Origin of the sequence: Claveliimonas bilis (assembly GCF_030296775.1) — a bacterium.
GTDB lineage: Bacteria > Bacillota > Clostridia > Lachnospirales > Lachnospiraceae > Claveliimonas > Claveliimonas bilis.
The window spans coordinates 1,254,540-1,272,239 of sequence record NZ_AP027742.1 but is presented as its reverse complement, the minus strand read 5'-3'; the positions used below and the strand labels follow the sequence as shown (position 1 = coordinate 1,272,239).

The following is a 17,700-nucleotide window of genomic DNA, read 5'->3' as shown; positions in this document are numbered from 1 at the left end:
TATGCATTATTTCCTCTTTTCTCATACAACGTGCAAGCTCGAATCCTTCGGATTCTCGCTCGCGGGCTTTCGCCCTATAAAAATGCAAGATGTCCAAATTGCATGCAAGCATTCATTTGTCCCTCTTACATTTTTGCACGGTTCATTGCCTACGCGGATATTATACCATATAAAAATAAAGGATAGCAAGGAAATGCCCCTGCTATCCTTTATTTTCCACGGTTTTCTATACAAAAGGTCTTACGACTCCTTTGATATTCGATCTCTGTCCGTTTTGTACCGGCCATACTACAACCTGATTCGGCCAGGATTCGATTACCTGATTGTTTCCAAGATAGATCGCTACATGGATCACTACTCCGGAGCTGTTCTGATAGAAGATCAGATCGCCCCTCTGTCTCTGACTATATGGTACATGCTTAAACTTCGGTGATGCCCACATATTTCTCGACTCATACTCATAACCCGGGTGAGCGTGTCTTACCGGATTGATAGGAGAAATATCAAGTCCGGCTCCATAAAGAGCCTGCATCACAAGTCCACTGCAGTCGATTCCGGTTCCCGGAGGGCCGGATGCTCCGATCACATAGGCTGTTCCCATGTAAGAATAAGCGGTGCTGATCATCGCCTCAATATGGTCAGATCTCGTACTGTCTCGATTCACCTTCATAGGACTTACATACGCGCCCCACTGTTCCCACTGTACCTGGTTAAATCCAAGCTTCAGCCAGGTCAGAAGATCCACATTTCCGGTCTGGCTCAAACCATTTTTTCTCTGGAAATTGCGGACGGCATTCTGCACATTGGTTCCGTAAAAAGCTCCGCCCATGCCGATTCCGCTTCCAAGGCCAAGCCTCCGGATAACCTGCATTACCTTTACCCCTTCAAAGCCGTAGGAAAGATTATATCCTCCTCCGGTGAGGGTGATGGAATCCTTGATCTGATAATACTGACTCGGATTTTGATATCTCCGCTTTTTCAGATTCGTATAGTAATTGCTGTTTGGTCCCGGCGCATTGGCATCCTTGGACACCAGTCTGATCTGCAGTGCTTCCAGACGGTAACCAATGTCGGTCGTACCTGCTGCCTGTCCGTTCTTCGCCCAGCCAAGCCAGCCGTATTTCTCTACATGAGCGCGGTAATAGATATCATAGTATTTTGCCAGGTCGCCGGACAGAGAAATTTTGACTGCCTCCATGCCGTACTTGCCATCTGTGCATCCGTTTACCGTATCCAGTCCGGTAGCTTCCTGCCATCCCAGGCTGGACAGGTGAGTAGCGTAGGTAATCTCTCCTTCCGGCATGTTTTCTGTTCTCCGGTTCAAATGCAGCGTAATATTTTCCAGTCTCTTTCCCTGGCCAGTTGTTCCCAATGTTCCGCCCATCTGGACTGCTCCGCTGTCACCTTTTCCCTGTATAGTTCCGGAATAGGTAAAGTCTGCTGTCTGGTACCCTTCAATATATTTTTGACCGCTTGTATCCGGCGCCTTCCCGCCTTTCTCTACAAGCTGAATGCGGATCGCCTCAATCCGTTTGCTCAAATCTGTACTTCCGGCAATCTCGCCGTTAGATGCATAATTGATCCATCCGATCTTGGACATATGAACGCTGTAATATACATCGTAGTGGTCTTTTAACGCTCCAGTCAATTGGATCTGGATAGCCTCCATCCGTTTTGCCTGATCTGTTGTTCCGGCAATCTGTCCGTCTCTTTTCCAATCCTGCCATCCGTAGCTCTGTACAAAGGTACGGTACTCAATACTTCCTTCATATGTATTGTCCGGAATCTGGATCTTAATGGCTTCCAGACGTTTCGCCTGGCCGGTTACGCCAGCCACTTCATTGTCGTATTTTGCCGTCTGCCAGCCGACAGACTGAGAATGTGCGCTATAAGAAACCAATGAATATTTATAGCTCTCTGCGCCAATTTCAGGTGCTTCATCACCTTTTTTCACAAGACGGATTTCCAGTGCTTCCAGACGCTTTCCATATCCGGCGCTTCCGGCTTTCTCTCCATTACTTGTCCAGCCAAGCCATCCATAACTCTGTACATGGGCGCGGTAATAGATGTCGTAATAATCCGCCATATCTCCTGTCAGACGGATCTGAATGGCCTCAAGGCGTTTCGCCTGACCGGTTGTTCCGGCAAGTTCACCGTTTTTCTTCCACCCCTGCCAGCCAATAGACTGCACATGAGTCTGGTATTCGATTCCGCCTTCGTATTCACTGTCCGGCAGTTTGATCTTAATGGCTTCCATTCTTTTAGCCTGACCGGTTACGCCAGCCTGCTGTCCGTTAAATCTTTCGCCCTGCCAGCCAATGGACTGGGAATGAGCATTATAAGAAATAACAGGATACTTGTAACTGTCACCTTCACCTTCCGGCGCTGCTCCGCCTTTTTCCACGAGACGGATCTCAATGGCCTCCAGGCGTTTTGCATAGCCCAGACTTCCTGACTTTTCACCATTGCTTGTCCAGTTGAGCCATCCATAACTCTCTACATGAGTACGGTAGTAAATATCATACTTTTCTGCCAATGTGCCGGTCAAGCGGATCTGAACAGCTTCCAGTCTCTTAGTCTGGCCAGTCGTTCCGGCAGTCTCTCCATTCTTCTTCCAGTCCTGCCAGCCATAGCTCTGCACGTGGGCGCGGTACTCAATTCCATCCTCGCCCTCTGCACCGTCAATTTTAAGTTCCAGCGCTTCCAGACGTTTTGCCTCGCCTTCTGTTCCGATCCATGTATCTTCTTGATTCTCGGCCCATTCATTCCAGCCGTAGCTCTGCACATGTGCACGATACATAAGTACCGGGGCTGTCGGCTCTTCTACTTCTCCGGGATCTTCCGGATTTCCGCTTTCGCCTGTATTCCCTTCGTCTCCGGTTTCTCCGGACTCACCCTGATCCTGGGAATCTCCCGGTTGTTCCGTTCCTTCCTCTCCTGAAGGATTGCCGGGATTTGCAGTTTCATCAGACCCTGACGGTTCCTGATCTTCTCCTTCTGCCGGAGTCTGACCAGGCTCTGTTACAGTTCCGTCGTTTTCACCGGCTCCTTCCCCTGGCAATTGTGTCTCTTCTCCGGTTCCATCTGTCACTTCCTGGCTGCTCTGTCCTTCTTCCAGAACTGCTGTCTGGTATTCTACGCCCGGCGCTGCCGCCAGACTGGTTCCTGCAGTGCCGAAGGCCAACACGGCACTGAGCACAATCGCTGTTATCTGTTTCCTCTTCACAACATCTCACCCCACAATAAAAGTATATTTTTTGATCAGCAGGTCTTACAATAAGCACCTGACTCGATCAGCTTTCGAATCTCTCTTGTCACATCTTCCTTATCTTCTTTATAAGTCACTCCAAACCAGCGGTCTGTTGACTGCAGCACTTCAACCTGAATCCTTCCCTCTTTCAGCAGTCCTCCGATGATCGTTGGCAGCAAATACTCTTTTTTCTGCTCATTTTCTTCCAGCTCATCCAGAAAGGCATCAAATCCAGTTTCCAGTACATCAAGAAAATCCGGTGTCAGTCCCCACATATTCATAGAAACCTCTGACTCTACATCAATCTTTCTTGCGCTGTCTTCTCCCCGTACTTCAGCGCCGTCAGACGTCTTAACAATATTGTGGGTTTCTTCAATATCTGCAAGCATCCGATTGTTGTCTACTCTGCAGATCCCCCGTGTAACACCCCCGTTTTCACTCAGCGTATTTTTCAATACAAATCCCACCATGCAGGCGTGAAGGCCTTCCCGTTCTTTCTGATCTGTCAGATATCTGTAGGCTTCCTGGTATGCTTCTTTTCCATAATAGTCATCTGCATTGATGACAAGAAATGGTTCATTTACAACATCTTTACAGCACAGGATCGCCTGCCCGGTACCCCACGGCTTTGTCCGGTCCGGAAATTTTCCGCTGAATCTTTCCGGAATATTGCCGATCTCCTGATATGCATAATTCACGCTGACCTTTTTTTCTATCCGGTTGCCGATCACTTCTTTAAAATCCTTTTCCAGATCTTTTCTGATGACAAATACAACCTTATCAAAACCAGCTTCCATTGCATCATATATGGAATAATCCATAATGATCTCTCCATTTGGACCTACAGGCTCCAGCTGCTTGATCCCTCCCCCGAATCTGCTGCCGATACCGGCAGCCATAATCACTAATGTCGCTTTCCCCATTTTCTTTTGCTCCTTTTAATTTGTCTTAAATACATACGCTCTTTGCCCAATATAGTTCAAAAGCGTAAAAAGCACCATTCCGACAACCATTGCAAGATTGTCCCGAAGCGCCCCCTGCTGTCCCTGCAGCATCCATGTAACTGCAGGTTTTGCAATGCCATATGCAACCAGGTAACAGAGAGAGATATTCAGTACAAATTTCAAAACCTGGCTCAAAGATTTCTTTTTACTTTCAAAAGTAAAATACTTATTCAAAAAATAGCTGAGTATACTTCCCACAACATAATTTGATGCCGAAGAAATCCAATAGCTCTGGTGAAACACATTATACATGATAAACATAACCGCTGTTCCAACAACTGTATTGATCACACCTACAACCATGAATTTCAGGAAACGAATATCCAGCCATTTTTTTATCTTATTCATTTTTTATTCCCCAAGGCCGTCTTCCACAGCCTGTACCATTGCTGCGAGAGCCTCTTCCTCATCCGGTCCCTCACAGATCAATTCAATTTCATCACCTTTTTTAATGCATGCCCCAAGAACACTCAGCACACTTTTAGCATTTGCTGTTGTCGTATCATGCTGAAATGAAATCTTACAGTCAAATTTCACTGCAACGTTGCAGAAGATTCCTGCAGGCCTTAAGTGAAGGCCTGTAGGATTATTGACTGTCACTTTTTTACTTACCATAGTGCCAAACCTCCGAATTATTCCTTTTCTTCCAGCGTAATCTTAATCTTTATCTGGCTTTCCAGAGAACATCCGTCCGGAAGGGGAATATCAACTCCCAGCTCATATTCTCCGGCTTTCTTATAATCTTTCAAATCAATACTTGCTTTTATTTCTGATATATCAAGGCCATCCAGCACTTCCTGCGGACCCCTGACATGGATTTCCAGATCTTCTCCCTCTCCGTAATTCAGGGTCAGGTTCTCATCCAGATTATTCACAGTAATAGAGCCTACCGGAAGATCAAAACTTTTCGTTCCGTCTTTTTCTACGCGTATAGTTACAAGGACATTATTTCCCGACTCGTCTACAAGTCTTGTTCCTTCCGGAAGATAAGAGGTAATATCTATCGTCCGTTCCGTTCTCTGTGAAATATCCTGTGCCTCCACAGCATCAGCAGGAATGGAAATTTTTTCTATTCCCTCCAATACGCTCTGCTCCCCTGCAATTTGTATTTCTTCCGGAGTCCATGTCACATCGGCCACAGAGTAACCTGATGCGGCAGTAATGCCTGAAGTATCCACCTCTACCGGTATACTTGCCGTCTGATACAATGTTACATGAACTTTTACGCCTGTCGTACCCAGATTATTGCCGATCTGCTCCGGATTGATCTCACTGTTGTCCGAATCATAATAGACAACAGATGCATCCAGTGTTGTATCATGAGACAATCCTGTAATATCCACCTCTGCCACAACACGGCTTATACTGTCTATAACAGATTCCGGACCGTTTACATTAATTCTCTCAGGATCAGCCTGCACGCCGCCGAGAACATAGCCGTCTCTGACTGTTCCTGTTGTAGTAACGCTGATAGGGAAGGTATTACTCTTATTATTTTCTATCTTTACCTGAAGATTTCTCGGATTTGCAGAAGCACTGTCAATATCAAATCCCGGAATCTCAATCTGGATCGGTACTTGTGACTCCAGATACAGTTCCTTCATATCAGCTGTTGCAACGATATCTTCCGCTTTTATTTTTTCCAGCTCCGAGCGCTTTGCATATACCGTCACACTGATCTTATCTGTATTTTCAATGATCTGATACGACTTTTGATCCTGCGTGATAATTTCCGGATGTTCCACAGTAACCGGTATGCCATCAAATGTCGCATCGGTGATCGGATTGTCGATATTCACTACAATCAACCATAGCAGCAGTGCAAACAGAAAGGCAAGCAGCTTCAGGCCAAGATTATTCATCAGACTTTTTTTCATGACTCAGCCTTCCTTTCCATTTTGCCAGTACACTGCGTGACTCGCTTTTTTTATTCTGTATATCTTCAAGATACTCCCGAAGTTTTTCCTTCGAAATATTTCTGTCCAGTCTTCCTCCCTGGGCTACGGAAACATATCCTGTCTCTTCTGACACAACAATGATCAGCGCATCACTCACTTCACTCATGCCTACTGCAGCCCGGTGCCTTGTTCCGAGATCCTTACTAAGTCCCATATTATCCGATAAAGGCAGATAGCACGTTGCTGAAACAATTCGATCATTTCTTATAATAATAGCACCGTCATGAAGCGGAGTGTTGTGTTCAAAAATATTGACAAGGACCTGGCTTGATACAATACAGTCCATTCGAATCCCGGTACTTTCATACTCCGTCAGTTTGATCGCCTGCTCCACAACAATCAGGGCGCCTGTCTTAGCCCGTCCCATAATATAGGAAGCTTCCACAATTCCATCAATTGTCGCCTCACTGAACCTGCCCTTATCCTTTGCGCTTTCAAAAGGTACAACTGCCGCAATAAATTTTCTCTCTCCCAATTTTTCCAACGCGCGGCGCAGCTCCGGCTGAAACACTACTATGATGACAGTTGCAAGAACAGTAAGTGAATTTTTCGCCAGCCATAATATCGTATGCATCTGAAAGACAAACGCCAAAAGAATGAATACACCAAGAACCACAATTCCCTTCAGCAGCATCCAAGCTTTCGTGTTTTTGATCCAGATCATCAGCTGATAAACAAGAAACGCAATAATAATAATTTCAATAATATCTGTAATATGCATTTCCGGAAAATAAGAGCCTTTTATGTATCTGTCAAAAAACTGTGTGATCCTTGCTTCCATTCTTTCACCCCCTATCTTTTTAATCTGGCGGAATCAGATCTCTATTTTTCGTTATCATCATTATCCAGATTCAGCTCCTCCCGGAGAACCTTCGTTAGCAGAAGATGTTCTGTATTCCCCTCAATCTTACTGCTCTTTTTCTTAGGAGCACGTTTCCTTTTCTCCGGAACCGCCTCTTCTGGTTCCCGGACGCTTTGTTCCCGGGCATTCTTTTTCCGGATTTCTTCCGTATCGATAATTTCTGTTTCCTGGCTTTCTCCCCTCTTATTAATGCGCTTAACTGTTTTTTCCGGCGCACTTACCACAATCTTAGGAACCGCCTTGACGTAGTAATAATATTCATCGTCTTCATACTGTACACTCTCACATCTGGAATAATCCACAGAAAAGAACAGAAATTCCAAAACAAGCCCTACAATAACAGCTGCAATATTTCCAAGAATCAATTCCAGATATGACACTTTTACACCCAACATCATGCTTCCCGCAAATACAATCGCAATACCGGCAACAGCACCGGCTGCCACAGCAGTTTTCCAGGCATAATTAATCGCCATCCGGCGCACGGTATACACAAGCAGCAAAACAATAATAAAAGCAAACACAGACACGATCATTTCTTTATTTTGAAATACCTGCTGTGCATAGGAAGTTACCTGTGAGATCATTCCTGCCGCTCCTTCTCCTTTCAGAGAAGAGGCCGCTTCCTTCAGGTAATCGGTCATATAAAATACAATTGTTCCGAATATGATCGGAACTGCATATACCGGAGTCCCTACAAGGCCAAAGGCTATCGGGATCACATAAGGAATTTTCAGCATAAATGCCAGCGGCGTCAGAAGCACCACCAAAGCCGTCTTGGGACTGAACCGAAGATAAAAAATGAACATGATCAAAAAGATAACTGCTGTAACAGCCATGATTCCCACTGACATTGCCGTCATCTGTACCAGAATCAACACCGCCGCTGCAAGAACAGTCACGATCATTGGCAAAAATGCACAGATCACAGAAAGTCCTAATGTAATCAGAGGATTAGAGAGCAATTTCATAAATCCCATATTATGATTGATCATATAGAACGTCAGCAAAGCAACAATAAACTGAAGCGCTTTATTGATATATTTGGAATTTTTAGCATAAAACTGCTGTATCTCTCCTCGCAACACATATAAATTGTCCATTATTCTTTGTTCTCCTTTTCATATATCTTCAATAAGCGGATCAGTCCGTGGTTATACCTTTTCATACGCATCCGGGCATCCCGGTGTTTTCCGCCTGCAATCTTTCTTGTCACAAGAATTGTCACAATAAGGGCCGCCACATAAGCCACAACAGCTACTGCCGCAAGCACCAACATTGTAGTCAACGTCAGATTTTCCAGCAAACTGTTCATTGCTGCCAGACCAATCAATAGAATAACGCATCCATATCCCACTGTTGTCCACAAAATTGTTGCAACCGTTTTCATACTTATGTAGTCCTTTTTATAATATGCGCTGATCTTCATATCTTCTCTGCCTTCCTTTTGTTCATACAGCGCAAGTTTTGTCATCAATCTGACTTTTCGTTTATCTAACATATTTCACCTCAAAGAGAACCATAGTCACAGATTTACTCATTATTCTCAGTATATCAAATCTCAGTATCCTTGTCCAATACTTATAGTTAAAAAGTAGACTTTTTCAGCTCCGGCCTTTTTCAGGCTTCTGGCGGCGCTGTCTATCGTATTTCCGGTAGTGTAAATATCATCCACCAGAAGCACATTCCTTCCGGAAAGCTCCTTTCCGGTCCACCAAAAAGCATTTTTCAAATTTTCCCGCCGCTCCCGATTCCCAAGTTCTTTCTGCGGAATCGTATCAACCGTCCGCTGCAGATGAACCGTATCCGCCGTTATCCCAAGCAACTGTGAAAGCCCTTCCGCCAGGAGGTCGGCCTGATTAAATCCTCTTTGCTTTTTCCGCTTTCTGCTCAATGGAATGGGAATAATAAGAGAAATCCTCCATACAACTACATATTTCCCGAATTTTTTTGCCAGTTCTTCTGTGTAAAACTGACTGTATATCCTTCTATTCTGATATTTAAACCGGTAGATGGAAGTTCTTACCTGTTTTTCATGTTTCCAAAGCGAAAGACCTCTCTCATAAAAATGCCGGGTATGGAGACAGTCAAAACAGTATTCGCTGCTCTCACTCCTTACTGGCTTCCCACATTTTTTACAGCGCGGCTCCCGGATATACCACACCTCTCTGGCACAGGGCCTGCAAATTCTTCTTTCTGTCACCTCGCCGCAAAAGGGACAAGTGTGGGGATAGAGAAGATCCAGTATCTTCTCCCCCGCTTTTTTCAACATTTTCTTCATTTTTGTTTACTGGCAAAATTCACGGATCCGCTCTGAAAGACTTGTATTTCTGTTCTGCTCACTGATATTCTGTATCATATCCTGAAATACAGTCTCACTTCCCACAATCGTCACACATTTTTTCGCCCTTGTCACTGCCGTATACAGAAGATTCCTGTTATAGAGCTGCCGCGGCCCTGACAAAAGGGGCATCACTACTGCCGGATACTCGCTTCCCTGGGATTTATGGATCGTGATGGCATAAGCCAGCTCCAGCTCATCCAGCATTTCAAAAGGGTATGTAACAACACGATGTTCGTCATACTCTACGGACATAGTCTCTTCATAGGAATTAATCTCTTTTACAATTCCCATATCGCCGTTAAATATTCCCACACCTTTATCTATCGTCATACCATATCTTGTTGTAATTTCCCACTCCAGCTGATAGTTGTTTTTAATCTGCATCACCTTATCGCCGGTACGAAACTTTTTTTCTCCATACTCTTTCTCCGCTTTGGACGGTGCCGGAGGATTGAGATATTCCTGAAGAATATGATTTAAACGCTCCACCCCAAGGAGCCCCTTTCTCATAGGCGTCAATACCTGTATGTCATAAGGCTCCGCCTGTACATACCCAGGCAGCTTCTTCTGGATCAGAGTCAGAAGTACACTGATGATGGTATTGGCATCCTGACGTTTCAAAAAGAAGAAATCTCTGCTTTTATTGTCCAGGATGACGGCTTCGCCCCGGTTGATCTTATGAGCATTTACTACAATATCGCTCTCCTGAGCCTGACGGAAGATCTTCGTCAGCATAACTACAGAAAAGCAATGGGAAGCCAGCATGTCTTTCAGCACACTTCCAGGCCCCACAGAGGGCAGCTGGTTCGCGTCTCCCACAAGAACAAGCCTTGTACCCACACTTACAGCACGCAGAAGGGCATGCATCAAAGGGAGATCCACCATGGACATTTCATCGATAATAATGACGTCCGCCTCCAAAGGATTTTCCTCATTTCTCTGAAAACCGCCGGAAGGACCATCCTCTTCCGGCGCTCCTGCTACTTCCAGCAGGCGATGGATCGTCTGGGCTTCGCATCCTGTTGTTTCAGTCATTCTCTTGGCCGCCCGCCCCGTGGGCGCTGCCAGACAGATATCCAGCCCTTCACTTTCAAAATAGCGGATCATGGCATTGATGGTAGTGGTTTTTCCTGTTCCGGGTCCGCCGGTCAGAATGAACACTCCCCTTCTTACTGCCTCCACCACGGCAGTCCTCTGGCGTTCATCCAGCGGCATGTCCATATTTTTTTCAATCGCCTGCAGGCGACGGAGTACCGCCGCCTCTGAAATGTCGCTGCTGATATTCAGATCATGGAGCATCTTTGCCGTATTCAGTTCCATGTAATAGTAATTAGACGGGTATACTCTTCTATCATTTTCCCCTTCCTTCAGCACAATCTTTCTCTCCATTGCCAGATCCATAAGGTATTTCTCAATATGCTGAATCTCTACTTCCAGAAGATCCCCTGCGCGTCTTAGAAGCACCTGTTCCGGCAAATAGACATGTCCCTCTGCCACGCTCTGAAGAAGCGTATAAAAAATACCGCTCCGTATCCGGTAATCCGAATCTGTATGGATACCTATTTTCCGTGCGATCTCATCCGCCGTTTTAAATCCCACGCCGGAAATATCATCTGCCATCTGATAAGGATTTTCCTCCATAACCCGGTAAATGCGATTCCCGTAATATTGATAGATCTTTGCCGCAAGAGAAGTGGAAATTCCATATTTCTGCAGATAGATCATCGCCTGTCTCATGTCCTTCTTTTCCTCTACCTGCTGTGCAATTTCTCTTGCTTTTCTCTCACTGATCCCTTTTACCTCTGCCAGCCTTTCCGGCTCTTCTTCAATAATGCGAAAGGTATCTTCCTTAAATTTTCTCACAATCCTTCCCGCCAGAGCTGCACCCAGCCCTTTGATGGCTCCGGATCCCAGATAACGCTCAATGGAAATGAGATCTTCCATTTCGCAGACTTCCGAAGTTTTTACCTGCAGCTGCATGCCGTACAGGGAATGCAGCATATATTCTCCTGTCAGCTTCAGAAGCTCTCCTTCTCCGATGTAAGGAAATGTTCCCACACATGTCAGATCTCCGTCCTCATTATTCAAATTGAATACCGTATATCCATTATCCTCATTCCGGAAGACAATGTGCTCCACGTATCCTTTTATCTCCTCCATATATCCTCTTTCATCTTCCTTTCGCCAGGATTGCACCAAATGGAAAAAAAGCCGCCGGAAATGCCTTCCGCCGGCAATTTAACTCTCTTTTCAGGATCGCTTTCCTGAAATTCATCTTTCTGAAATCTCTTACAGTTCTTTTCGCCCGCTCAAAAATTCCACAAACTGTCCGGTACCGATAGCCACTACTTTCATCGGATCTTCCGCTGTCATCGTATTGATACCGGTACGCTCTTCGATCAATTCTTCCAGCCCCCGCAGCATAGCTCCGCCGCCGGTCAGAACGATCCCCCTGTCAAGAATATCAGCCGACAGTTCCGGAGGAGTACGTTCAAGCACACTGATAACAGCCTCTACAATCTGGCTTGTCGTTTCGCGAAGCGCCTCCTCTGTTTCTGATGAAGTTACGGTCACTGTCTTTGGAAGTCCGGTAACAAGGTTCCTTCCTCTCACCTCCATAGACTCTTCCTCCACCAGAGGATAGGTTGTACCAATTTTGATCTTAATATCTTCTGCAGTTCTCTCACCGATCAGAAGATTATGTTTCTTTCTCATATAGCGGACAATTGCTTCGTCAAAATCATCTCCTGCAATCTTTATGGAGGTATTGACTACTGTTCCTCCAAGAGAGATCACAGCAATATCCGATGTCCCGCCTCCGATATCAACGATCATATTTCCACACGGCTTGGAAATATCAATTCCGGCGCCGATGGCCGCTGCAACCGGCTCCTCGATCAGCAGAACTTCTCTTGCGCCTGCAGCATAGGTTGCCTCTTCCACCGCTTTCTTCTCTACTTCTGTCACCCCGCTGGGCACACAGATACTGATTCTCGGCTTCTTAAATGTGCGGCGCCCCATGGCTTTCTGCACAAAATATTTGATCATTTTTTCGGTAACTGTATAATCCGAGATCACTCCCTGCCGCAGCGGCCGAACTGCCACAATATTTCCCGGAGTTCTCCCAAGCATAAGTCTTGCTTCTTCTCCAATCGCCTTAATGGCATTTGTATCTCTGTCAAATGCAACGACAGATGGCTCCTTTAAAATAACGCCCTTACCTTTTACATATACGAGGACGCTCGCTGTCCCTAAATCAATTCCGATATCTACTGACATCTTTAAATTCCCCTTTCATTTGAGTTATTTATGTCATTTCGTCCCTCATACATCTTTTGTTTGATTATCCCTCATTCACGGATAATATACACCCTCTATGGGCATTTACCATTATAATCAAATTTCCTCAAAATGGAAAGAGTTTTTTTTCGCCTATTTTCTCAGCATCATATCAATATATTTGCCGGTGTAGGACGCCGGATTTTGGGCTATTTCTTCCGGCGTACCGGATGCAACGACCGTGCCCCCGCCGTCCCCTCCTTCCGGTCCGATATCGATAATATAATCCGCTGTCTTAATAACATCCAGATTATGCTCAATAACCAGAACCGTATTTCCGTCAGAAGCCAGCCTTCTCAAAATTTCTGTCAGCTTATGCACATCTGCAAAATGAAGTCCTGTCGTTGGCTCATCCAAGATATAGATCGTCTTTCCCGTGCTCCGCTTGCTCAGCTCCGCCGCCAGCTTGATTCTCTGTGCCTCTCCTCCGGAAAGTGTTGTGGATGGCTGTCCCAGCCGAATATAGGAAAGTCCCACATCATACAGTGTTTCCATTTTCCGCCGGATACTCGGCACATGTTCAAAAAATTCCAGCGCCTCCTCCACTGTCATATTCAGTACATCATAAATATTTTTTCCCTTATAGCGTACCTCAAGCGTCTCTCTGTTATAGCGCTTTCCCCCGCAGACCTCACAGGGGACATAGACATCCGGAAGAAAATGCATCTCTATCTTCAAAATACCGTCGCCGCTGCAGGCTTCACATCGTCCGCCCTTTACGTTAAAACTGAATCTTCCTTTTTTGTATCCTCTGGCTTTTGCATCCGGAGTTGCTGCAAAAAGATCCCTGATCAGATCAAAAACTCCTGTATAGGTAGCCGGATTGGATCTTGGCGTACGGCCGATGGGAGACTGATCGATCGCGATCACTTTATCAAGCTGATCTATTCCCTGGATTTCTTTGTGTTTTCCCGGAATGGTCCTTGCACGGTTCAGCTCCTTTGCCAGACGCTTATACAGAATTTCATTTACAAGCGAACTTTTCCCGGATCCGGACACACCGGTAACACATGTCATAACTCCCAGCGGAATATCTACGTCGATATTCTTCAGATTATTTTCCTGCGCACCGATCACCTTCAGCCATCCGGTGGGCGTTTTCCGCTCTTCCGGTACTGGAATTTTCATCCTACCACTTAAATATGCACCAGTTATGGAATTTTTATTCCTCATAATTTCTTTTGCGGTTCCCTGTGCCACCACTTCTCCGCCGTGCTCTCCGGCTCCCGGACCGATATCTACAATATGATCCGCTTCCAGCATGGTATCTTCATCATGCTCTACCACGATAACGGAATTTCCAAGATCCCGCAGATGCTTCAGTGTGGCAAGCAGCTTGTCATTGTCCCTTTGATGAAGACCGATACTGGGCTCATCCAAAATATAAGCTACCCCTACCAGACCGGAACCGATCTGTGTGGCAAGACGGATACGCTGCGCTTCTCCTCCGGAAAGCGAACCTGTCGCCCTGGAGAGCGTCAGATAATCCAGTCCCACATCCATCAAGAACTGTATCCTGGCCTGGATTTCCTTCAGGATCTGTCCGCCGATCAGCATCTGTTGATGAGTCAGCTCCAGTTCTTTCAGAAAATGCTGAAGCTTTTCCACAGAAAAGGCTGTGATCTCCGCAATGTTTTTATTTCCCACCGTCACTGCAAGCGATTCCTTTTTTAATCTCTGCCCTTTACACTCATGACAGGGAGTAATCCGCATAAATGTCTCATATTCAGCCTTTGTAATCTCGGAAGAAGTTTCCCGGTACCGCCGTTCCACGCTCCGTATCAGACCTTCAAATGCCACATCATAAATTCCTTCTCCCCGCTGTCCGCGGTAATGAACTTTTACTTCCTTCCCGTTTGTACCATAAATGAGAATGTCATGTATCTTCTTTGGATAATCCTTAAAGGGCGTGGCAAGGGAAAAATCATATTCCTTTGCCAGAGCTTCCAGGATCGCTCTTGTATAACTTCCTTTGTCGGTACAGGACTGCCATCCAAGTACAACAATAGCCCCTTCGTCAATACTTAAATTCTTATCCGGTATCATAAGATCTTCATCAAATTCCATTTTGTACCCAAGTCCATAACATTCCGGGCAGGCGCCAAAAGGATTATTGAACGAAAAGCTTCTGGGTTCAATCTCATCAATACTGATCCCACAATCCGGGCAGGCAAAACTCTGGCTGAAATTGATGGGTTCTCCGCCAATAACGTCTACTACCAGAAGTCCTTCAGCCAGGTGAAGAACATTTTCTACAGAATCCGTCAGACGCTTTTCAATCCCGGGCCGTACCACAAGGCGGTCTACAATAATTTCGATATTATGTTTGATATTTTTATCCAGCGAAATTTCCTCGGAAAGTTCATACAAATTTCCATCTACTCTCACACGGACATACCCGCTCTTTTTCGCTCTCTCAAAAAGCTTGGCATGGGTACCTTTTCTCCCCCGCACTACCGGCGCCAGAAGCTGGATCTTTGTACGCTCCGGAAGAGCCATGATCTGATCCACCATCTGATCCACTGTCTGCTTTTTGATCTCTCTCCCGCACTTTGGACAGTGGGGAATCCCGATCCTTGCATAGAGGAGACGGAAATAATCATAAATCTCTGTCACAGTTCCCACTGTGGATCTTGGATTCCGGTTTGTCGATTTCTGATCGATAGATATGGCCGGAGAAAGCCCTTCAATACTTTCCACATCCGGTTTTTCCATCTGTCCTAAAAACTGTCTCGCATAGGACGAAAGAGATTCCATATATCTTCTCTGACCTTCCGCATAAATCGTATCAAAAGCCAGGGAAGATTTTCCCGAGCCGGACAGTCCGGTAAGAACCACCAGCTCATTTCGCGGAATGTCCAGATCTATATTTTTCAGATTATGCTCATTGGCACCTCTGATTTTAATGTATTGTCTGTTTGTTTTCTCTGCTGCCATTTTATGCTCCTTCTTAATCTTCAGCTATGTCATCCAGCTGCTTTTTCAATTCTGTCATCTTATCACGAAGTTCAGCCGCTGCCTCGAAATTAAGTTCGGACGCAGCTTTTCTCATCTGTTTTGTCACATCAGCGATCAGTTTCTCCAGCTCTTTCCGGCTCATGGACTCCGGATCTTTCTCCATGCGCATTTCTTCTGCCGCTACTTTCTTGGAAATACTGATCAGATCGCGGACTGATTTCTGGATTGTTGTCGGCGTAATGCCGTGTTCTTCATTGTAAGCCATCTGAATCTGGCGGCGCCTCATAGTCTCATCAATGGCCTGTCTCATAGAGTCTGTCACTGTATCCGCATACATGATCACGTGTCCTTCCGCGTTTCGTGCGGCACGTCCTATGGTCTGGATCAGAGAAGTCTCTGAACGCAGGAACCCTTCCTTGTCCGCATCGAGGATAGCAACCAGCGTAATCTCCGGGATGTCAAGACCTTCTCTTAAAAGGTTGATTCCTACCAGCACGTCAAATACGTCCAAACGCATGTCCCTCACAATTTCCGTCCGCTCCAGCGTATCAATATCCGAGTGCAGATAGCGGACACGGATTCCCAGTTCTTTCATATAATCTGTCAGATCTTCCGCCATGCGTTTCGTAAGTGTGGTAATTAAAATCTTGTTTTTCTTTTCTGTCTCCTTCTTCACTTCTGCCACAAGATCATCGATCTGCCCCTCTACCGGACGAATTTCCACTTCCGGATCCAGAAGTCCTGTTGGCCGTATCACCTGTTCCGCCCGAAGCAGCTCATGTTCCGCCTCATATGTTCCCGGAGTTGCCGACACAAACATGATCTGGTCGATCCGGTCCTCAAACTCTGAAAAGCTTAAAGGTCTGTTGTCCTTGGCAGAAGGCAGACGGAATCCATAATCCACAAGGGTTGTCTTACGGGACTGATCTCCGTGATACATTGCCCCGATCTGCGGGATTGTCTTATGTGACTCATCAATAATAATAAGGAAGTCGTCCTTAAAGAAATCCATCAAAGTATAAGGAGGCTGTCCCGGAGCAAGCCCCGACAAATGCCTGGAATAGTTTTCAATCCCGGAACAAAATCCCGTCTCCTTAAGCATTTCAATATCAAAATTGGTCCTCTCTGCAATCCTTTGTGCCTCCAGCAGCTTATCTTCTGATTTAAAATACTGCACCCGCTCTTCCAGCTCTTTTTCTATGGCATCCGCAGCCCGCCGGATCTGTTCTGCAGGCACGACATAGTGGGACGCCGGGAAAATAGCAGCATGTTCCAGTTCGCCCTTTATCTCTCCTGTCAGCACATCAATCTGAGTAATCCGGTCAATTTCATCACCGAAGAACTCCACTCTTACAGCGGTCTCCGCCTCATTGGCCGGAATGATCTCCAATACATCCCCTCGTACCCGGAAGGTTCCTCGCTTGAAATCTATCTCATTTCTTTCATATTGAATATCTATCAGCTGGCGGAGCACTTCGTCTCTGTCCTTCTCCATGCCGGGGCGCAAAGAAACCATCATTTTTTCAAAATTTTCCGGCTCACCCAAACCATAAATGCAGGACACGCTGGATACTACGATCACATCTCTTCTCTCCGCCAGAGAAGCTGTTGCCGAAAGGCGCAGCTTGTCGATCTCCTCGTTGATGGAGGAGTCCTTGGCGATATAGGTGTCTGAAGAAGGCACGTAGGCTTCCGGCTGGTAGTAATCATAGTAGGAGACGAAATACTCTACGGCGTTGTTCGGGAAAAATTCCTTGAACTCACCGTAGAGCTGTGCCGCCAGAGTTTTGTTGTGAGCAATGATCAGTGTCGGTTTATTCAATTGCTGGATGACGTTTGCCATTGTAAACGTCTTACCGGAGCCGGTGACTCCCAAAAGAGTCTCACATTGATTTCCTTCTTTAAAACCTTTGACCAGCTTCTCAATCGCCTGCGGCTGATCTCCGGTAGGTTTGTATTCTGATACTAATTTAAAATGATCCATA

Annotated in this window: 13 protein-coding genes; all 13 read right to left on the bottom strand. The window is 45.8% G+C overall.

The window, feature by feature from the left end; translation table 11 throughout:
* Positions 1–226 precede the first annotated feature (226 nt).
* Positions 227–3,226 carry an NlpC/P60 family protein gene (locus tag R2J37_RS06190; protein ID WP_316266672.1) on the bottom strand — a complete coding sequence of 1,000 codons (3,000 nt, stop codon included), beginning with the start codon at positions 3,224–3,226 and terminating at the stop codon, positions 227–229.
* 35 nt (positions 3,227–3,261) lie between these two features.
* Positions 3,262–4,173: a nucleotidyltransferase family protein gene (locus R2J37_RS06185; protein ID WP_316266670.1), complete on the bottom strand. Its 912-nt coding sequence runs from the start codon at positions 4,171–4,173 to the stop codon at positions 3,262–3,264.
* A gap of 15 nt (positions 4,174–4,188) precedes the next feature.
* Entirely contained in the window at positions 4,189–4,602 is a 414-nt protein-coding gene (locus R2J37_RS06180) for a GtrA family protein (RefSeq protein WP_316266669.1), read from the bottom strand.
* A 3-nt stretch (positions 4,603–4,605) separates the two neighbouring features.
* Positions 4,606–4,869 (bottom strand): HPr family phosphocarrier protein, encoded by a 264-nt coding sequence (locus R2J37_RS06175; protein WP_230106587.1) that lies wholly within the window; start codon positions 4,867–4,869, stop codon positions 4,606–4,608.
* Positions 4,870–4,886: 17 nt separating this feature from the next.
* On the bottom strand, positions 4,887–6,131 hold the full coding sequence (locus tag R2J37_RS06170; protein WP_230106588.1) for a CdaR family protein: 1,245 nt from the start codon (positions 6,129–6,131) through the stop codon (positions 4,887–4,889).
* Complete coding sequence (cdaA, locus tag R2J37_RS06165; RefSeq protein WP_230106589.1) at positions 6,109–6,993, bottom strand: diadenylate cyclase CdaA; 885 nt, start codon at positions 6,991–6,993, stop codon at positions 6,109–6,111. Before cdaA ends, R2J37_RS06170 begins: the two co-directional genes overlap by 23 nt.
* A gap of 41 nt (positions 6,994–7,034) precedes the next feature.
* On the bottom strand, positions 7,035–8,177 hold the full coding sequence (locus tag R2J37_RS06160) for a G protein-coupled receptor family protein (protein WP_316266666.1): 1,143 nt from the start codon (positions 8,175–8,177) through the stop codon (positions 7,035–7,037).
* The gene (locus tag R2J37_RS06155; RefSeq protein WP_230106591.1) at positions 8,177–8,575 is read right to left on the bottom strand and encodes a hypothetical protein; all 399 of its coding nucleotides are present in this window, start codon (positions 8,573–8,575) and stop codon (positions 8,177–8,179) included. Before R2J37_RS06155 ends, R2J37_RS06160 begins: the two co-directional genes overlap by 1 nt.
* Before the next feature lie 60 nt (positions 8,576–8,635).
* Positions 8,636–9,355 carry a ComF family protein gene (locus R2J37_RS06150; protein WP_316266665.1) on the bottom strand — a complete coding sequence of 240 codons (720 nt, stop codon included), beginning with the start codon at positions 9,353–9,355 and terminating at the stop codon, positions 8,636–8,638.
* Positions 9,356–9,361: 6 nt separating this feature from the next.
* On the bottom strand, positions 9,362–11,578 hold the full coding sequence (gene recD2 / locus R2J37_RS06145; protein WP_316266663.1) for an SF1B family DNA helicase RecD2: 2,217 nt from the start codon (positions 11,576–11,578) through the stop codon (positions 9,362–9,364).
* 129 nt (positions 11,579–11,707) lie between these two features.
* A complete protein-coding gene (mreB, locus tag R2J37_RS06140) occupies positions 11,708–12,697 on the bottom strand; it encodes a rod shape-determining protein (protein WP_230106594.1) in 990 nt (329 codons plus the stop codon).
* Positions 12,698–12,850: 153 nt separating this feature from the next.
* Entirely contained in the window at positions 12,851–15,694 is a 2,844-nt protein-coding gene (uvrA, locus tag R2J37_RS06135) for an excinuclease ABC subunit UvrA (RefSeq protein ID WP_316266661.1), read from the bottom strand.
* Between the two features lie 13 nt (positions 15,695–15,707).
* Positions 15,708–17,699 carry an excinuclease ABC subunit UvrB gene (uvrB, locus tag R2J37_RS06130; RefSeq protein WP_316266659.1) on the bottom strand — a complete coding sequence of 664 codons (1,992 nt, stop codon included), beginning with the start codon at positions 17,697–17,699 and terminating at the stop codon, positions 15,708–15,710.
* Position 17,700 lies beyond the last annotated feature (1 nt).